The following is a 14421-nucleotide window of genomic DNA, read 5'->3' on the forward strand; positions in this document are numbered from 1 at the left end:
GAAGAGGCCGGTTTCGCCGCGCTACGTGCGTGACGCTGTTATGCCGGGATGGCGCTTCGAGCGGGATGGCCGGGGCCGACCTGCTGGGCACCATGCTGGCCCGCCACCCCGGCAGCATGACGCGGACGCTGGCCGAGTGGGAGCGGCAGCTGGAGCCCTCGCCCCGGGTTCGCCCGCCCACCGAGCCGCCCCGCTCCCCCAGGTCAGGCCGGGCCTCGGCACCGCAACGGCCGACGCTTTCTTACTCGACCGGGCCCTGCCTCGGTGCCGCACGGACGTGCGCGCGTTCGCCTTGTTTCCCGATGAGGCTCAGGAACTCGACGGGTCCGGCGCTGGTGGCCCCGAACCAGTGCGGGGTGCGCGTGTCGAACTCCGCCGCCTCCCCGGGCCTGAGGATGAGGTCGTGCTCCCCGAGCACCAGGCGGAGCGTTCCGTTGAGGACATAGGCCCAGTCGTAGCCCTCGTGGGTGCGCAGGTCGGGTTCGGCGTCGTCGCTTCCGGTCGGGAGGACGAACTTGTAGGCCTGGATTCCTCCGGGCCTACGGGTCAGCGGCAGGACGATCGAGCCGTCGCCGCACGGGATGGGACGCAGATTGATGCGCGGGTCGCCGGTCGGCGGCGCGTCGACGAGCTCGTCGAGTGTGACCCCGTAGGCGCGAGCAAGCGGAAGCAGCTGCTCGAGCGTGGGACGTCGCAGGCCCGCCTCGAGCCGGGACAAGGTGCTGGTGGAGATGCCGGTCTCCGCCGCGAGGTCGGAGAGCGTGACGTCTCGATGCAGCCGAAGGCGTTTCAACCTCGGTCCCACAGCGTCAAGAGTTCGGTCCATGGTTTCGTCCACCCCGCCATTTTGCCATTCGGCAACAGCGTTTGCGCATCTGCCTGCTCTGTCAGCACCATGAACAACGCCACGGCGGAGAGATCATCGCGAACAGGGGAAAGCGACCTATGACGTACGACTTCGACAAGGACTTCTGGGAGCGGCACTGGCAGGAGGGGCGAGCCGGGGGCTCCGGGTCCATGGGCGGCAACCCGCCGAACCCGTACCTCGCCCGTGAGACCAGCGGCCTGGCACCGAGCACGGCGCTGGATGCGGGGTGCGGCGGTGGCGCGGAGGCGATCTGGCTCGCCGCTCACGGCTGGCATGTCACCGCGGCCGACATCTCGTCCGAGGCCCTTGCTCGCGCTGCCGAGCGCGCGGCGACGAGCGGGGCTTCCGAGCGCTTGCAGTGGGTCGAGGCGGATCTGGGCCTCTGGAGCCCGGGCGCTCAGTTCGACCTGGTCATGACCCACTACGCCCACCCGGCGATGCCCCAGCTGGAGTTCTACGATCGCATCGCCGGCTGGGTGGCTCCCGGGGGCACGCTGCTCATCGTGGGGCACCTGCACACCTCGGACTCCACCGGCCACGCGCACCAGCATCCTGCCGAAGCGTCGGCCACCTCCGCGGCCATAACCGCGCGCCTGGACGGCACGGAGTGGGAGATCGTCACCGCCGAAGAGTCCCGCCGCACGCTCACCGGCCACGGGGGCCGAGCGGTCCCCCTGCACGACGTCGTCGTCCGCGCCACCCGTCGCCGGTGACCGCGCCGACTCCCCTGGCCTTCTGAAAGGAATTGCATGAGTACGAACCCGGGAGCACCCGACCCGACCATCCACGACCCACGACAACGACGTACGATCCTGGCCGGGGTGTGCATCGCGCTCATGGCGGTCATCGCTTCGGTGTCCGGGCTGAACGTCGCCCAGTCGGAGCTCACCGTCGCGTTCGACGCCTCGCAGACCGAGGTCTTGTGGTTCATCAACATCTACACCCTCAGCCTGGCCGCGTTGCTCCTGCCACTCGGCGCGATGGGCGACCGGTGGGGCCGCAGGCCGGTGCTGCTCGCCGGCCTGGTCGTGTTTGGAGCAGCGAGTGCGGCGGCCGGCCTGGCCACGTCGTCCGGGATCATGCTCGCCGCGCGATTCCTGAGCGGCGTGGGCGCAGCGATGATCATGCCGGCCACCCTCGCCGTCATCACCTCGACCTTTCCGGAGGAGGAACGTTCCAAGGCGATCGGCGTGTGGACCGGCGTAGCCGGCGGTGGCGGCATCTTGGGGATGTACCTGTCGGCAGTCCTGGTCGACCTGGCGAGCTGGCGGTGGCTGTTCGTCCTGCCGGTCGTGCTCGTCGTCGTCGCCATCGTCATGGCGCTGCGATCCGTCCCGAACTCGCGCGAGGCGTCAGGGCACGGGTTCGACGCCATAGGCTCGGTGTCGTCCGCGGTCGCGGTGATCGGGCTCGTCTTCTTCCTCCACGAGGGCCCCGAACGAGGCTGGACCGCGCCCGCGACGCTGCTGGGCCTTATCGTCGGCCTCGTCGCCGCTGTCGGATTCGTGGCATGGGAGCTGCGCCGGCAAGCACCGCTTCTCGACGTCCGCCTGTTCCGCGAACCTGGTCTCGCGAGCGGTTCCGTGTCGCTCTTGACGGTCTTCGGCGTGCAGGCGGGGATCTTCGTGGTCCTCTTCCCGTACTTCCAGGCGGTGCTCGGCTGGTCCGGCCTTCGCTCCACCCTGGCGCTCATGCCGATGGCGCTGCTGATGATGTTCGCCTCCGGCCTCGCCCCGCAGGTGGCCGCGCGCATCGGCAGCCGTTCGACGATGGCCTCAGGGATCTTCCTGGGCGGCGCGGGGCTGGTCCTCATGGCCACCTTCGTCTCCATCGACGGCGGCTACCTGTCGATCCTCCCCGGCATGCTCGCCATGGGACTCGGCATGGGTTTGACGATGACGCCCTCCACCGAGGCCATCACCACCGCCTTGCCGCGTGAGCGCCAAGGTGTCGCGTCCGCGCTCAACGACGTCACCAGGGAGTTCGGGACGGCGCTCGGTGTCGCGCTGCTGGGAGCGGTCCTGACCGCCGGGTACCGCGGCGCCATCGACTCCCGGCTCGGCGGAGTGCCGGACGCCGCCGCCGACACCGCCCGCGAGGGGGTCGCCAACGCCCTCGCGGGCGGTGTCGGGACGCAGGCGCTGATCCGGGCCGCCCAAGAGTCCTTTGTCGCCGGGTGGCAGCAGGCCATGTGGGCGGGCGCAGTGGTCATGGCGGTCCTGTTCGTGTACGTTCTCGCGCGAGGTCCGCGGCCACGGCCCCGGGGTTCCGGCAGCGACAGCCGTGAATCCGACGATGTAGCCGCCGACCTGCGCTGACTCACCGAGGCGACGGCTTTCAGGATGTCCTCCCGGTGTGCTCGCTGCCGTCCTACGTTTGGGCGGGCGGCAGGTCGGCCTGCTTGGCTCTGATGAGCGGCGTCCAGCGCGGCTCCCTTGGCCTGCTCCGGCAACGGGCTCGGGGTCCAGCGACGACCGTCTCCTCGTCGCCACTCACGCACCTGACCGCTTGACCTGCCTGGTGGCCGGGAGGTTCCTTCCGATCGAAGGCTTCCGTGTCCGCCGCGAATCACCAGGGCTACAAGACCATGTACTGGTCGTGGCGGCCGTAGAGGTCGGTCCACTCCTCCTCGCCGAGTTGCCGCCCGCTCGCCACGATCTCGGCCAGCTCCTCGAAGTAGGCCTCGCGAGGAGCGCCAGGGGCGAACAGCACCAGCATCGTGGCCGGCCCGTCCGAGTTGCGGAACCCGTATTGGGGGCCGGTACTCGCGCCGGTGGCCAGGTAGTGCACCCTCGTACGCCCGCCGATCAACAGGTCCGGCGCGGTGTCCGCCGTGTGGAGCCTGCCGGTGATCTCTCCCCTGTCACCCAGGTAGCGAGCGTCCGGATATGACATCCCATTCCTCCTCGTCGATGGAGGAACTCTACGCACCTGACGCCGGTTCCGGGCGGTTTGTGACACCCAGGCCCGGTGGCGCACGTCACATCGTCGAGTTGTCACAACGAACGGGTGGCCGGCATCTCCATGCCGTCAGGACGCCGCGCGAACGATCCGCGCGGCGCACATCTCCACAAGTGAGGACGAAGTCATGGAACCCCGTATGAACCTGAACGCCAACGAGTTCGGCGCCAAGCTCGGCAAGCGGTTCTACAACGTCAGCCTGGCGATCGAGCAGTCGACGCTGCCCAAGCCCACCCAGGACCTGGTGATGCTGCGGGCCAGCCAGATCAACGGCTGCGGCTTCTGCGTCGACTACCACTCCAAGGATGCCGCGGCCGCCGGGGAGAGCGCGGTGCGGCTCAGCCTGGTCGCCGCCTGGCGCGAGTCCACCGTGTTCACCGAGGCCGAGCGGGCCGCGCTGGCGCTCGCCGAGGAGGGCACCCGGCTCGCCGACGCCTACCAAGGGGTGTCCGACGAGACCTGGGCCCAGGTGCGCAAGCACTACGACGACGACCAGATCACCGCGCTGGTCTACCTGGTCGCCATGATCAACGCGGCCAACCGGCTCGGCGTGATCGTGCGCACCCAGGGAGGCTCCTACGAGCCCGGCATGTTCGCGAGCATCTCGAGCTGATCGACGGGCGAACCCCGGTCCAGGATCGTTCGATCCGGGCCGGGGCCTGCCCATGTAAGGGTGCGGCCGCGGGCTAGGATCGCGCCATGCCCTTGACTGTGGACGACGTCGACCGGTTCGAGGCGTCCAGGCCGCGCCTGGAGGCCATCGCCTACCGCCTCCTCGGCTCCGCCGCGGAGGCCGAGGACGCCGTGCAGGAGACGTTCCTGCGCTGGCAGGCCGCCGACGTCGATCGCATCGAGGTCCACGAGGCCTGGCTGACGAAGGTCCTCACCAACCTGTGCCTCAACCAGCTCACCTCCGCGCGGGCGCGCCGCGAGACCTACGTGGGCCGATGGCTTCCCGAGCCGCTGCTCGCCGGGGACCCGATGCTCGGCCCGGCCGACACCGCCGAGCAGCGCGACTCGGTCTCGTACGCGGTCCTCACCCTCATGGAGCGCCTCTCCCCCAACGAGCGGGCCGTGTACGTGCTGCGGGAGGCCTTCGACTACCCGCACCGGGAGATCGCCGAGATCCTCGACCTCACCGAGGCCGCCAGCCAGCAGATCTTCCACCGCGCCAAGAAGCACGTCGCGGACGGCAAGGCCCGTACCGAGATCGACGCGGTCGCCGCCCGGCGGATCGTCGAGGAGTTCCTGGCGGCCGCCACCAGCGGCCGGACCGAGCCGCTCGTACGCCTGCTCACCGCGGACGCCATCTCGGTCGGCGACGGCGGCGGGAAGATCCCGGCCCGCGTCAAGGCGTTCGAGGGCGCCGTCGCGGTCTCGAAGTTCCTGCGGGGCCTGTTCAAACCCGCCGAGGCCAAGCGCACCCTGGTCGGCGGGTCGCCCGAGATCTACGCCTGGATCGCCAACGGCGACCCCGCCGTGGTGGCCGTCGTGGACGGCCGGGTCGTGGGCATCATGTGCCTGGAGGTCACCGCCGAGGGCATCACCGCGTTCCGCAACCAGGTCAACCCCGACAAGCTCGAACGCGCGACCGCGCAATGGGCGACCGCCGACCACGGAGAGCCCCTGTTCGATATGTGAGGTGCTTCACATCCCGTTCCTGTCAGGAAACGGCGGGCTGCCCGGTTCAAGAGGCAACCGCACCAGACAGGAGCAGAAAATGCAGCACCGCATCGTCGTCCTCGGAGCCGGATACACCGGAGCCGTCGCCGCCGGCCGCCTCGCCAAGCGGCTCCACCGCGAGGACGTCGCCATCACCCTCGTCAACGCCGAGCCCGACTTCGTCGAACGTGTCCGCATGCACCAGGTGGCGACCGGCCAGGACCTCAAGCCCCGGCCGTTCAGCGAGATGTTCGCGGGCACCGGCGTCGACGTCCGGCTCGCGCAGGTCACCGGCGTCGACGTCGACCGCAAGACCGTCGCCGTCATCGACGCGAACGGTGAGGGACAACTCCCCTACGACACGCTCGTCTACGCCCTCGGCAGCCGCTGGAACGCCCAAGGCGTCCCCGGGACCGCCGAGCACGCCCAGGAGATCGCCAGCCGCCCCGGAGCGCTCCGGCTGCGCGAGCGCCTGGCCCGCCTCGACGCCGGGCAGAGCGTGGTCGTCGTCGGCGGCGGTCTCACCGGTCTGGAGGCCGCGACCGAGATCGCCGAGGCCCGCCCGGACCTCGACGTCGCCCTCGCCGCCCGGGACGGCCTCGGTGACTGGCTCTCCCCCAAGGGCCGCGAGCACCTGCGCAAGGTCTTCGGCAAGCTCGGGATCACCGCGTACGAGCACGCCGCCGTCACCGGCGTCGAAGCCGACCGCGTCACCACCGCCGACGGCACGGCCATCCCGGCCGCGGTCACCGTGTGGACCGCCGGCTTCGCGGTTCACCCGATCGCGAAGGCGACCGCCCTGGAGGTCACCGGCAGCGGCCAGATCGTGGTCGACGGGACCATGCGCTCGGTCTCGCACCCGGACGTGTACGCCATCGGCGACGCGGCCATGGTGATGGGCCCCGGCGACAAGCCGCTGCGCATGTCGTGCGCCTCGGGAACCCCGACCGCGTGGCAGGCCGCCGACGTGATCGCGGCGCGCCTGACCGGCGGGAAGCTCCCGAACGTGTCGATCCGCTACTTCAACCAGTGCATCTCGCTGGGCCGCAAGGAGGGCTTGATCCAGTACGTCACCGCCGACGACCGCGCCGTGCAGGCGGTCCTGACCGGCCGGCTCGCCGCCGTCTACAAGGAACTGATCTGCAAGAGCGCCGCCTGGGGCGTCGCCAACCCGACGCTCGGGCTGCCCACCCGGCGCCGCCGCGTCACGCGGGAGCGCGCCGCGGCGGGCTCGGCCGTCAAGGCGTCGGCATAGAGCGCGAGGGGCGGCGGGCGCCCGCGCGGCCACAGAGACGTCCTCGGCCCGGCTTGACCTTACCCTCAAGGGCAGGGTTTACCGTTCTTCGAGGTGAGAGGCATGCGGATCAGCGAGCTGGCCCGTCGGGCGGGCGTGACGACAAAAGCGGTGCGTTACTACGAATCGCTGGGACTCCTCACGCCCGGGCGGCTGGCCAACGGCTACCGGGACTACGACGAGCACGACGTACGACTCACGCGGGAGATCCGGGCACTCGGCAACCTCGGGATCCCCGTCGAGCGCACCCGGCCGTTCCTGGACTGCCTCACGGCCGGCCACCGGCACGCCGACGACTGCCCGGCCTCGCTGGCCGGGTACCGGGACGCGATCGCCGAGCTCACGCAGCGGATCGAAGGGCTCACCGCCCGGCGGGCGGTGCTGATCGGGCACCTGGAGGAGGCCGCCCACCGCAACAGCCGCGTCTCACCGGCCACCGAAGGAGAGGACCCGATGACCGACTACGCGAGCCTGCCCGCTGACCTGCCCGTTCCCGAGGACGACGGCGCGGCCGCCCATCTGCCGGGCATGAAGGTGCCGCACCTGGAATTCCAGGGCACCGGCGGCGCGACGATCCGCCTTGACGCGCTCGGCGCGGGCCGTACGGTGCTCTACGTTTACCCGCTCACCGGCCGCCCGGGCACCGACCTGCCCGACGGCTGGGACTCGATCCCCGGAGCGCGCGGCTGCACCCCCGAGGCCTGCGGCTTCCGCGACCACCATCAGGACCTGCTCGCCGCCGGCGCGGCCGGCGTGTTCGGCCTGTCGAGCCAGGACACCGACTATCAGCGCGAGGTCGTCGAGCGGCTCCACCTGCCGTTCCGGATGCTCTCCGACCCTGCGCGGAGCCTGGCCCGGTCGCTCGGTCTGCCCACGTTCGAGGCCGGCGGGCGGACGCTGTACAAGCGGCTGACCCTGATCATCCGCGACGACGTGATCGAGCACGTCTTCTACCCGATCTTCCCGCCGGACGAGCACGCCGGCCAGGTCCTGACCTGGCTGCGCAACAACCCTCTGGTCAGGCCGTTTCGGCGCTGAGGGTCTGTGCCACGGGCCGACGGGCCGCCCAGCGTGCGGGTACGGCGGTGAGTGCCGCCGTTGCCAGGACGATCACGAGTGCGGCCGCCAGCATCCAGGAGACGGGCGGTGTGATCGTGTTCCCGACGCTGAAGAGCCCGAACAAGCCGATGCCCAGGGGAACACCGGCAAGTGCGCCGAGCAGGGCGGGCAGGAGCTGGGCGGCGGACAGCCCCGCGGAGATCTGTCCCGGGGTGGCGCCGAGGGTGCGGGCGATGGCCATGTTCGCTCGGGCGTCCATCGCCGTGGTCCAGGTGAGCGTGATGGTGTTCACGACGGCGAGTGCGATCAGCAGGATGGCGACGGCGAGCATCAGCCGGCGGTCGTGCTCGCCCCGCAGGTTGGGCAGGGCGGAGGAGCCGTTCAGGCCGTAACCCCTCTCGGTTTGGACGTAGAGGGTCAGCAGGGCGACGATCGCGATCATTGTGGTGGCGGTGGAGCACACCTGCAGCACGGCGCGGCCCGGCCGGCGGGCGGTCAGCCGCAGCCCGAGCAGCAGCGGCGTGGGCAGCAGCGCGGACAGCGCGGTGAGCCAGGGCCGGTGGCGGGGCTGGTGCGCGGTGGCGGACAGCGCCGTGACGGTCGCCGTACGCATGGCCCGCAGGGTGGGACGCAGCGTGGACAGCACCGCCACCGCCACGGCGAGGACGGTCGCCGTGGCGACGGTGGCACCGCCGGGCCCGGCCGCTTCGCCGATCCGGCTGGCGGTGGGGCTGGCGATGGCGGGCACGGTCAGGCGGGCGATCACCAGCCCCAGCACGTCGCCGACCAGCGCCAGCACCAGGTACTCGGTGAACAGGACGGCGGCGATCAGACCCGGGGTGGCGCCGACGGCCTTGAGCAGCCCGGCCCGGCGCGTCTGCTCGACGGCACGTCCCGCGGCCAGCGCCGCCACTCCGGTGATGGCCAGGAAGCTGAGCAGCCAGCTACCGACGACCAGGATCGGCTGGCTGTTCCTGAGGATGACCATGTCCTGTTGCGCGGTGAACTGCCAGGAGTGGAAGTTGACCCTGAGGGTGGGCACGCTGCGGGCGTCGATGAAGGTCTCGGTGGCGGCGGGGTCGCGCAGCTTGAGGTCCATGGCCGTGGTCACCGGGAGGTCTTGGGACGACGCCAGTGTCCGGGCGTCCGATCGGGTCATCCAGGCCAGGCCGCTGTAGTCGCTGGGGCCGCCGCCCGGGCCGATCTGCGCCGCCCAGGGGTAGATGGAGGTGGCCGCGGTGACGGCGATCCCGACGACGGGGTACGACCGGCCGGCGATGGTGACGTGGTCGCCGACGCCGACGCCCAGCGCGGTGGCGAAGCCGCGTTCGAGGACCGTGCCGCCGGAGCGGACCCACTGACCCGAGGTCACCAGGGGCCGGTTGACCTCGCCGGGCTTCTCGGCGAAGCCCTGCACCACCACTGGGGACGACGTTGAATCGCGCGTGGTGAGGTTGGCGTAGACGATGCGATAAGGGCCATGGTGGGCGACCACTTCGGGAGTGTCCGTCAGCGAGGCCAGGGTCGGGGTCACGGCGGGGCCCGTCTCGCCGGAGAGCACCACCACGTCCGGCCCGGCGGTGGCCGCGCGGGTCTGCTCGTACAGCGCGTCGCTCACGCCGCGCAGGGACAGGCCCAGTGCCATCGTGGCGGTGGCCACGGTCACCGCGAGCAGGAGCATCACGGCCTGGACCCGGTGCCGCCGCACGTCAGCCAGCACCAGACGCACGACGAGGACGATGGAGCCCATGCCGTTCAGCCCTCCAGCCCGATCAGGCCGCCGAGCCACCCGGTGCCGGTGCCCGTGCCGGCCATCCGGGTGTCGTCGACGAACATCCCGTCGCGCATCGAGATCAGCCGGTCCGCGGTGGCCGCCACCCGCTCGTCGTGCGTGACGATCACGAGGGTCTGCCCCGCCGAACGCAGGTCCTCGAAGATCCTCAGCACGTCGAGTGTCGCCGCGGTGTCGAGGTTGCCGGTCGGCTCGTCGGCCAGGACGACCAGCGGGTCGTTGGCCAGCGCGCGGGCGATGGCGATCCGCTGGCGCTGCCCGCCCGACAGCTGCGACGGCAGATGCCGGGCACGATCGGTGAGCCCGACCCGTTCCAGCAGCAGGCCCGTGCGCCGCCTGGCCTCGCGCCGTGAGCGTCCGGCCAGCAGTACGGGCAGCTCCACGTTCTCGGCCGCCGACAGCTCCTCCACCAGATGGAAGGCCTGGAAGACGAACCCCACCGACCGGCGCCGCAGCCGCGCCAGCGCCCGCTCGCTCAGCGTGTCGATGCGCCGGCCCGCCAGCCACACCTCCCCGTCGCTGGGCCGCTCCAGGCCACCGAGCAGGTGGAGCAGGGTGGACTTCCCGCAGCCGCTGGGGCCCATCACCGCCAGCATCTGCCCCTGGGGGACCTCCAGGTCGACGTCGTCGACCGCGCGGACCCGGCCCTGCCCCTGACCATGGTGTTTCACCAGGCCGCGGACACCGACCACGGGACTCGACTCGTTCATGCGTCCTCAACCTTGTCGTCGATCCTGGACCAGGCTCGCTCGCAGGCCGCCAGCCAGCGCAGGTCCGCCTGCAGCCGCAGCATGATCCCTTCCAGCAGCAGGCCGGCGCCCGAGCCCGCCGGCTCGGCCAGCGCCGCGTGCTGCGTCTCGTTCAGGCGGCGCAGCAGCTCGCGGCGCTGCGCCGCGACCAGCTCGACCGGGTCGGCGAGCCGGGCCGCGTCGGCCGCGACGAGCTTGAGGTGAAACTCCGCCAGGTCCGGTTTCGGCCAGCCCACCTCGGCCAGCCACGCGGCCACCCGCTGCTGCCCGGCCGGCGTCAGCGCATAGACCTTGCGGTCCGGCCGCTCGGGAAGGCCGTCGGCCCGCTCGCAGACCACGAGCCCCGCCTTTTCCAGCCGGGCCAACGTCACATAGATCTGACCGCGGTTCATCGACTCACCCAGCGGGCCGAGACTCTGCCGCAGCCGGGCGTGCAGGTGGTAGCCGTGCGACGCCTCCTTGGCGAGCATCGCCAGCACTGCGTCCTGCATGTCCCCTCCCCCTAAGGTTTCCTGAGCCGGAACCCGGTGGTGACGTCGTCCCCTTCGAGGGGATCGCCGTCCTCGAACGGGTCGTCGCTGGTGGACGGCTCCTGGGTCGGCTTGGGTGTCGGCTTCCGCACCAGGTCGTGTTGCCGGCCGCCGAAGGTCGCCGCCGGAAACTGCTCGACCGGCTTGCCGTCCATCGCGATCGTCATGAAGTCACGCCAGATCTTGGTGGGTGTCCCGGCTCCCTGGATGTTGCCCAGGGAGACCTCCTTGGGCAGGGGGTAGCCGTTGGCGTCCTTGATGATTTTCTTGGTCTTCGGGTCCGTCCGCGGGACCTCCTTGTACATCCCGACGGCCGCGGAGAGCTGCGGGGTGTATCCGACGAACCAGGCTTCCTTGTTCTCGTTGTTGGTGCCGGTCTTGCCGGCGATCGGACGCCCGCCGGGCAGTGAGGTGCCCGCGGCGGTGCCGTACTTGACCACCTGCTGCATCGCGTAGGTCGCGTCCGCGGCGCTGTCCGGGCTGATGACCGTTTTGGGCACGCCGGCCTCCTCAATGACGGTCATCCCCTTGAACGTCTTGACCGAGACGACCACGTGCGCGTCGTGGTGGACACCGCCATTGGCGAAGATGCCGTACCCGTCGGCCTGCTCGACCGGGGTGACCAGGCCGGCGCCGATGGACATGCCGAACGCGTGGTCCTTGACGGCCTGGTCCAGGTTCTTCTTGTTGATCCCGGCGCCCCCGGCGACCCTCTCGACCTCCTTCAGGCCGACCTCCTGCGCCATCGTGGCGAACGCCGTGTTCACCGACTCGGCGGTGGCCCGGTCGATCTGCACGGCCGCACCCACGTCGTGCGAGTTGCCGATCGGCTTGGTGCCCGGCAGCGTGACCGGGCCGTTGCCGGACACGTAGCTCTTGAGGCTGTAGCCGTTCTCGAGCCAGGCGGCCAGCACGTACGGCTTGAACGCCGACGCGGCCTGCTTGTAGGCGTCGAAGGCGTTGTTGGTGAAGCTCTTCAGGTAGTCGCGGCCGCTGTAGAACGCGATCACCCGGCCGTTGCGCGGGTCCACGGCGGCCATGTTCGCGCGGATGTGCTTGTCGTTGACGGTGGCCAGGTTGCTCTCCACCGCCTTCTTCGCGGCCTGCATGAGCTTCCTGTCGAACGTCGTCGTGACCCGGAAACCGCCGCTGCGCAGGCTCTCCCTGGAGATCCCCCGCTGCTCCAGCTCACGCTGCGCGATGTCGACCATGTAGCCGTTGATGCCCTTGAGGGTCTCCTTCTTGTCCAGCTTGGCGAGCTTGGGGAACTTCGCCGTCCTGGGCAGCTGCCCGTACTTCGCCGGGTCGACGATCGCCATGCCGCCGATGACGTACGCGAACCGCTCCCGGGTCGGCGCCCAGTTCTTCTTGGCCTCCGTCTTGTCGAAGACGACCGGGTTCTGGATCCGGCCCGCCAGGTAGGCCGCCTCGGCGGGGGTCAGCTTGTCGACGTCCTTGTCGAAGAACGCCTGGGCGGCGGCCTGGATGCCGTCCGCGCCGCGGCCGAAATAGATGGTGTTGAGGTAGTTGGCGAGGATCTCGTCCTTCGACATCTCCTTGCTGGCGCGGATCGAGACGAAGATCTCCTTGACCTTCCGCTGAATGGTCCGCTCCTGGCTGAGGCCGTCGTAGTAGGCCCGCGCCATCTCCTGCGTGATCGTCGAGCCACCCTGGACCTGCTGGCCGGTCAGGGTGCTCCACGCCGCCCGCGTGATGCCGGACACCGAGATGCCCGGGTCGGTGCGGAACGTGCGGTTCTCGGCGGCGATGAAGGCGTCCTGGACATGCCGCGGGATCTTGGTGATCGGGACGATCTCGCGCTTGGTGCCGAGCCGGGCGATCTCGGTCTTGCCGTCCCGGTAGTAGATGACGCTGCCCTGCTCGGTTGCCTTCTGCTGGGTCGCCAGAGGCAGCGGGGTGTTGGCGTACGCCACCATGATCATGCCGAAGAGACCCACCGCCAGCACCGTGCAGGCGAGGACCACGACCTTCCAGCTGGGGATGAACCGCTTCCAGCCGGTCCGGCGCGGCCGGCCGCCGTCCTCGTCCGGCCCTCCCCCGGGCCCTTCGCCGCCCGGCCCGCCTCGTCCCTGACCGCCGGATCTCCGTAACCCGTCACCACCTGGCACCGTCGCCTGGGGAGTGGCGCGGCGCCGCCCCCTGCGCGGGCTTTCCCCGGCACCGCTGCGGCCAGCCTCGCGCCGAGTATGTGAGCGGTACCCGCGCGACGGCTCCTCGGCCATTGCCAGCAATCCATCCCCCTAACGGTTAGCCAATAGATAGCGGTTACCCTAAGGGGTGTCAAAGCGCCGGGGGCGTCATTCCCGGGCGAGGTCGGACTCGTCCCAGATCCGCAGGACTCCGTCGCCCCCGGAGGTGACGAGCACCCGACGGCCGTCGACGATCGCCGGCTCCATCGTCGTGATGCCGTGCCCGTGCGCGTTGACGTGGCCGACCTCGGTCCCGTCGGTGGCGTCCCACAGGCGCAGCGAGTCCTGGGTCGGGGTCACCACCAGCGGCCGCCCGTCCACCGTCATCACCGCCACCGTCTCCAGAGCCCCGCCCGAAGCGGGGACCGGTCCGTACAGCGGCTCGTCCGGTTCGGCGTCAAGGGCCCAGGCGTACAGTTCGCCCTTCTCGGTGACCGCGACGATCGCCGTGCGCTCTGCGAGAGCGCAGGCCGTCACGGCCCACACCCGCCCCTCGTACGGATAGAAGGAGCCGAGCTCGGTGAGGTTCGCGGCTTCCCACACCTGGGCTCCCGAACCGCCTGCCAGGATCAGACGGCGGTCACCGACCTGTGCCGTCCCCAGGCAGGACAACTGGCCCACTTCGTCAAGCAGCGTGTCCGTGCCGTCCGGCGACCAGAGCCGCACCTCCTCGGAATACTGCTGCGCGGTGACGAACCGGCCGTCGAACGCGATGACATCGGCGAGGTAGGCACCGTTGAGCGGTGTCCGCCACAGGAGCTCACCGCTGCCGAGGTCCCACAGAGCCGGCTCCTGCTCGTCCCCGCCGGCCGCCAGGAGGAGCCTGCCGTCAACGGAGAGCGCGGCGACCATGTCGATGACGTTCCCGGCATCGGGGAACTGCGCCACGGCCGGATCCCCCGCGTGCGCGTACGGCAGGGAATGCCCCGACCACTCGCCGGTCGACGGAGACCACGTCCACACCCCGCCCCACCTGTCCGTGCAGACGATCAGGGAGCTTCCCTCGTGGCGTACAACGGAGAGGTCGCGGATCGGGGAATCGGTGGGGATCGTTTCGCTCATGATCATCCGCAGAGTGTAGCCACCCGCCGCGGGCCACCATCAAGCATTGCCGATGCGGAGTGCCTCCTTCGGGAACACGCGGTAGACGCTCGGCGTGCCCTCGGCGGTGATGGCCTCGACGACGGAGCGGACGCTGCGATCCTCGACGGCCTCGCGGACGAGCGCGTCGGCCAGGTCGCGGCGTGCGGTGAACCGGCCGACCATCTGCGCGCCTCCGGATGCCGGGTGACGGCG

The 14421-nt window shown here is 70.6% G+C and carries 14 protein-coding genes; 6 read left to right on the forward strand and 8 right to left on the reverse strand.

Features of this window, described 5'->3' with window-relative positions; translation table 11 throughout:
* Positions 1 to 241: 241 nt before the first annotated feature.
* Entirely contained in the window at positions 242 to 838 is a 597-nt protein-coding gene (locus AB0L65_RS51875; protein WP_364262773.1) for an XRE family transcriptional regulator, read from the reverse strand.
* A 107-nt stretch (positions 839 to 945) separates the two neighbouring features.
* Between AB0L65_RS51875 and AB0L65_RS51880 the strand changes: the two genes are divergently transcribed.
* A complete protein-coding gene (locus tag AB0L65_RS51880) occupies positions 946 to 1581 on the forward strand; it encodes a class I SAM-dependent methyltransferase (protein ID WP_364262776.1) in 636 nt (211 codons plus the stop codon).
* A 36-nt stretch (positions 1582 to 1617) separates the two neighbouring features.
* Positions 1618 to 3186, forward strand: a complete 1569-nt coding sequence (locus AB0L65_RS51885; protein ID WP_364262779.1) for an MFS transporter — start codon at positions 1618 to 1620, stop codon at positions 3184 to 3186.
* Positions 3187 to 3445: 259 nt separating this feature from the next.
* On the opposite strand, the gene AB0L65_RS51890 is transcribed toward AB0L65_RS51885, so the two are convergent.
* Positions 3446 to 3763: a hypothetical protein gene (locus tag AB0L65_RS51890; RefSeq protein WP_364262782.1), complete on the reverse strand. Its 318-nt coding sequence runs from the start codon at positions 3761 to 3763 to the stop codon at positions 3446 to 3448.
* A 193-nt stretch (positions 3764 to 3956) separates the two neighbouring features.
* Here AB0L65_RS51890 and AB0L65_RS51895 point away from each other — a divergent pair, with 193 nt between their 5' ends.
* The 4 genes from AB0L65_RS51895 to AB0L65_RS51910 all read left to right on the forward strand — a co-directional run bounded on the left by AB0L65_RS51895 (position 3957) and on the right by AB0L65_RS51910 (position 7823).
* Positions 3957 to 4442, forward strand: coding sequence for a carboxymuconolactone decarboxylase family protein (locus tag AB0L65_RS51895; RefSeq protein ID WP_364262785.1), 486 nt, complete (start codon positions 3957 to 3959; stop codon positions 4440 to 4442).
* Between the two features lie 86 nt (positions 4443 to 4528).
* Positions 4529 to 5470, forward strand: a complete 942-nt coding sequence (sigJ, locus tag AB0L65_RS51900) for an RNA polymerase sigma factor SigJ (RefSeq protein WP_364262788.1) — start codon at positions 4529 to 4531, stop codon at positions 5468 to 5470.
* 79 nt (positions 5471 to 5549) lie between these two features.
* The gene (locus AB0L65_RS51905; protein WP_364262791.1) at positions 5550 to 6746 is read left to right on the forward strand and encodes an FAD-dependent oxidoreductase; all 1197 of its coding nucleotides are present in this window, start codon (positions 5550 to 5552) and stop codon (positions 6744 to 6746) included.
* A 102-nt stretch (positions 6747 to 6848) separates the two neighbouring features.
* Positions 6849 to 7823 carry a redoxin family protein gene (locus AB0L65_RS51910; protein WP_364262794.1) on the forward strand — a complete coding sequence of 325 codons (975 nt, stop codon included), beginning with the start codon at positions 6849 to 6851 and terminating at the stop codon, positions 7821 to 7823.
* Here AB0L65_RS51910 and AB0L65_RS51915 read toward each other — a convergent pair.
* From AB0L65_RS51915 to AB0L65_RS51940, 6 genes are all read right to left on the reverse strand, one after another.
* Positions 7804 to 9594 carry an FtsX-like permease family protein gene (locus AB0L65_RS51915; RefSeq protein WP_364262797.1) on the reverse strand — a complete coding sequence of 597 codons (1791 nt, stop codon included), beginning with the start codon at positions 9592 to 9594 and terminating at the stop codon, positions 7804 to 7806. The genes AB0L65_RS51910 and AB0L65_RS51915 overlap by 20 nt on opposite strands.
* Before the next feature lie 5 nt (positions 9595 to 9599).
* Positions 9600 to 10346, reverse strand: a complete 747-nt coding sequence (locus tag AB0L65_RS51920; protein ID WP_364262800.1) for an ABC transporter ATP-binding protein — start codon at positions 10344 to 10346, stop codon at positions 9600 to 9602.
* Positions 10343 to 10876: a PadR family transcriptional regulator gene (locus AB0L65_RS51925; RefSeq protein ID WP_364262803.1), complete on the reverse strand. Its 534-nt coding sequence runs from the start codon at positions 10874 to 10876 to the stop codon at positions 10343 to 10345. The genes AB0L65_RS51920 and AB0L65_RS51925 overlap by 4 nt, the downstream gene beginning before the upstream one ends.
* Positions 10877 to 10887: 11 nt before the next feature.
* Positions 10888 to 13044, reverse strand: a complete 2157-nt coding sequence (locus AB0L65_RS51930) for a transglycosylase domain-containing protein (RefSeq protein ID WP_364262806.1) — start codon at positions 13042 to 13044, stop codon at positions 10888 to 10890.
* Between the two features lie 189 nt (positions 13045 to 13233).
* Entirely contained in the window at positions 13234 to 14193 is a 960-nt protein-coding gene (locus AB0L65_RS51935) for a hypothetical protein (protein ID WP_364262809.1), read from the reverse strand.
* 33 nt (positions 14194 to 14226) lie between these two features.
* Positions 14227 to 14391 carry a hypothetical protein gene (locus AB0L65_RS51940; RefSeq protein WP_364262811.1) on the reverse strand — a complete coding sequence of 55 codons (165 nt, stop codon included), beginning with the start codon at positions 14389 to 14391 and terminating at the stop codon, positions 14227 to 14229.
* Positions 14392 to 14421 lie beyond the last annotated feature (30 nt).

The organism is Nonomuraea sp. NPDC052116 (assembly GCF_040680035.1).
GTDB lineage: Bacteria > Actinomycetota > Actinomycetes > Streptosporangiales > Streptosporangiaceae > Nonomuraea > Nonomuraea angiospora_A.

What these genes read in the sequence shown, in the direction of transcription:
- AB0L65_RS51880 (WP_364262776.1), top strand. Translation starts at nt 946, where the DNA reads ATGACGTACGACTTCGACAAGGACTTCTGGGAGCGGCACTGGCAGGAG.
- AB0L65_RS51925 (WP_364262803.1), bottom strand. Translation starts at nt 10,876, where the DNA reads ATGCAGGACGCAGTGCTGGCGATGCTCGCCAAGGAGGCGTCGCACGGC.
- AB0L65_RS51905 (WP_364262791.1), top strand. Translation starts at nt 5,550, where the DNA reads ATGCAGCACCGCATCGTCGTCCTCGGAGCCGGATACACCGGAGCCGTC.
- AB0L65_RS51885 (WP_364262779.1), top strand. Translation starts at nt 1,618, where the DNA reads ATGAGTACGAACCCGGGAGCACCCGACCCGACCATCCACGACCCACGA.
- AB0L65_RS51940 (WP_364262811.1), bottom strand. Translation starts at nt 14,391, where the DNA reads ATGGTCGGCCGGTTCACCGCACGCCGCGACCTGGCCGACGCGCTCGTC.
- AB0L65_RS51915 (WP_364262797.1), bottom strand. Translation starts at nt 9,594, where the DNA reads ATGGGCTCCATCGTCCTCGTCGTGCGTCTGGTGCTGGCTGACGTGCGG.
- AB0L65_RS51920 (WP_364262800.1), bottom strand. Translation starts at nt 10,346, where the DNA reads ATGAACGAGTCGAGTCCCGTGGTCGGTGTCCGCGGCCTGGTGAAACAC.
- AB0L65_RS51890 (WP_364262782.1), bottom strand. Translation starts at nt 3,763, where the DNA reads ATGTCATATCCGGACGCTCGCTACCTGGGTGACAGGGGAGAGATCACC.
- AB0L65_RS51910 (WP_364262794.1), top strand. Translation starts at nt 6,849, where the DNA reads ATGCGGATCAGCGAGCTGGCCCGTCGGGCGGGCGTGACGACAAAAGCG.
- AB0L65_RS51935 (WP_364262809.1), bottom strand. Translation starts at nt 14,193, where the DNA reads ATGATCATGAGCGAAACGATCCCCACCGATTCCCCGATCCGCGACCTC.
- AB0L65_RS51895 (WP_364262785.1), top strand. Translation starts at nt 3,957, where the DNA reads ATGGAACCCCGTATGAACCTGAACGCCAACGAGTTCGGCGCCAAGCTC.
- sigJ (WP_364262788.1), top strand. Translation starts at nt 4,529, where the DNA reads ATGCCCTTGACTGTGGACGACGTCGACCGGTTCGAGGCGTCCAGGCCG.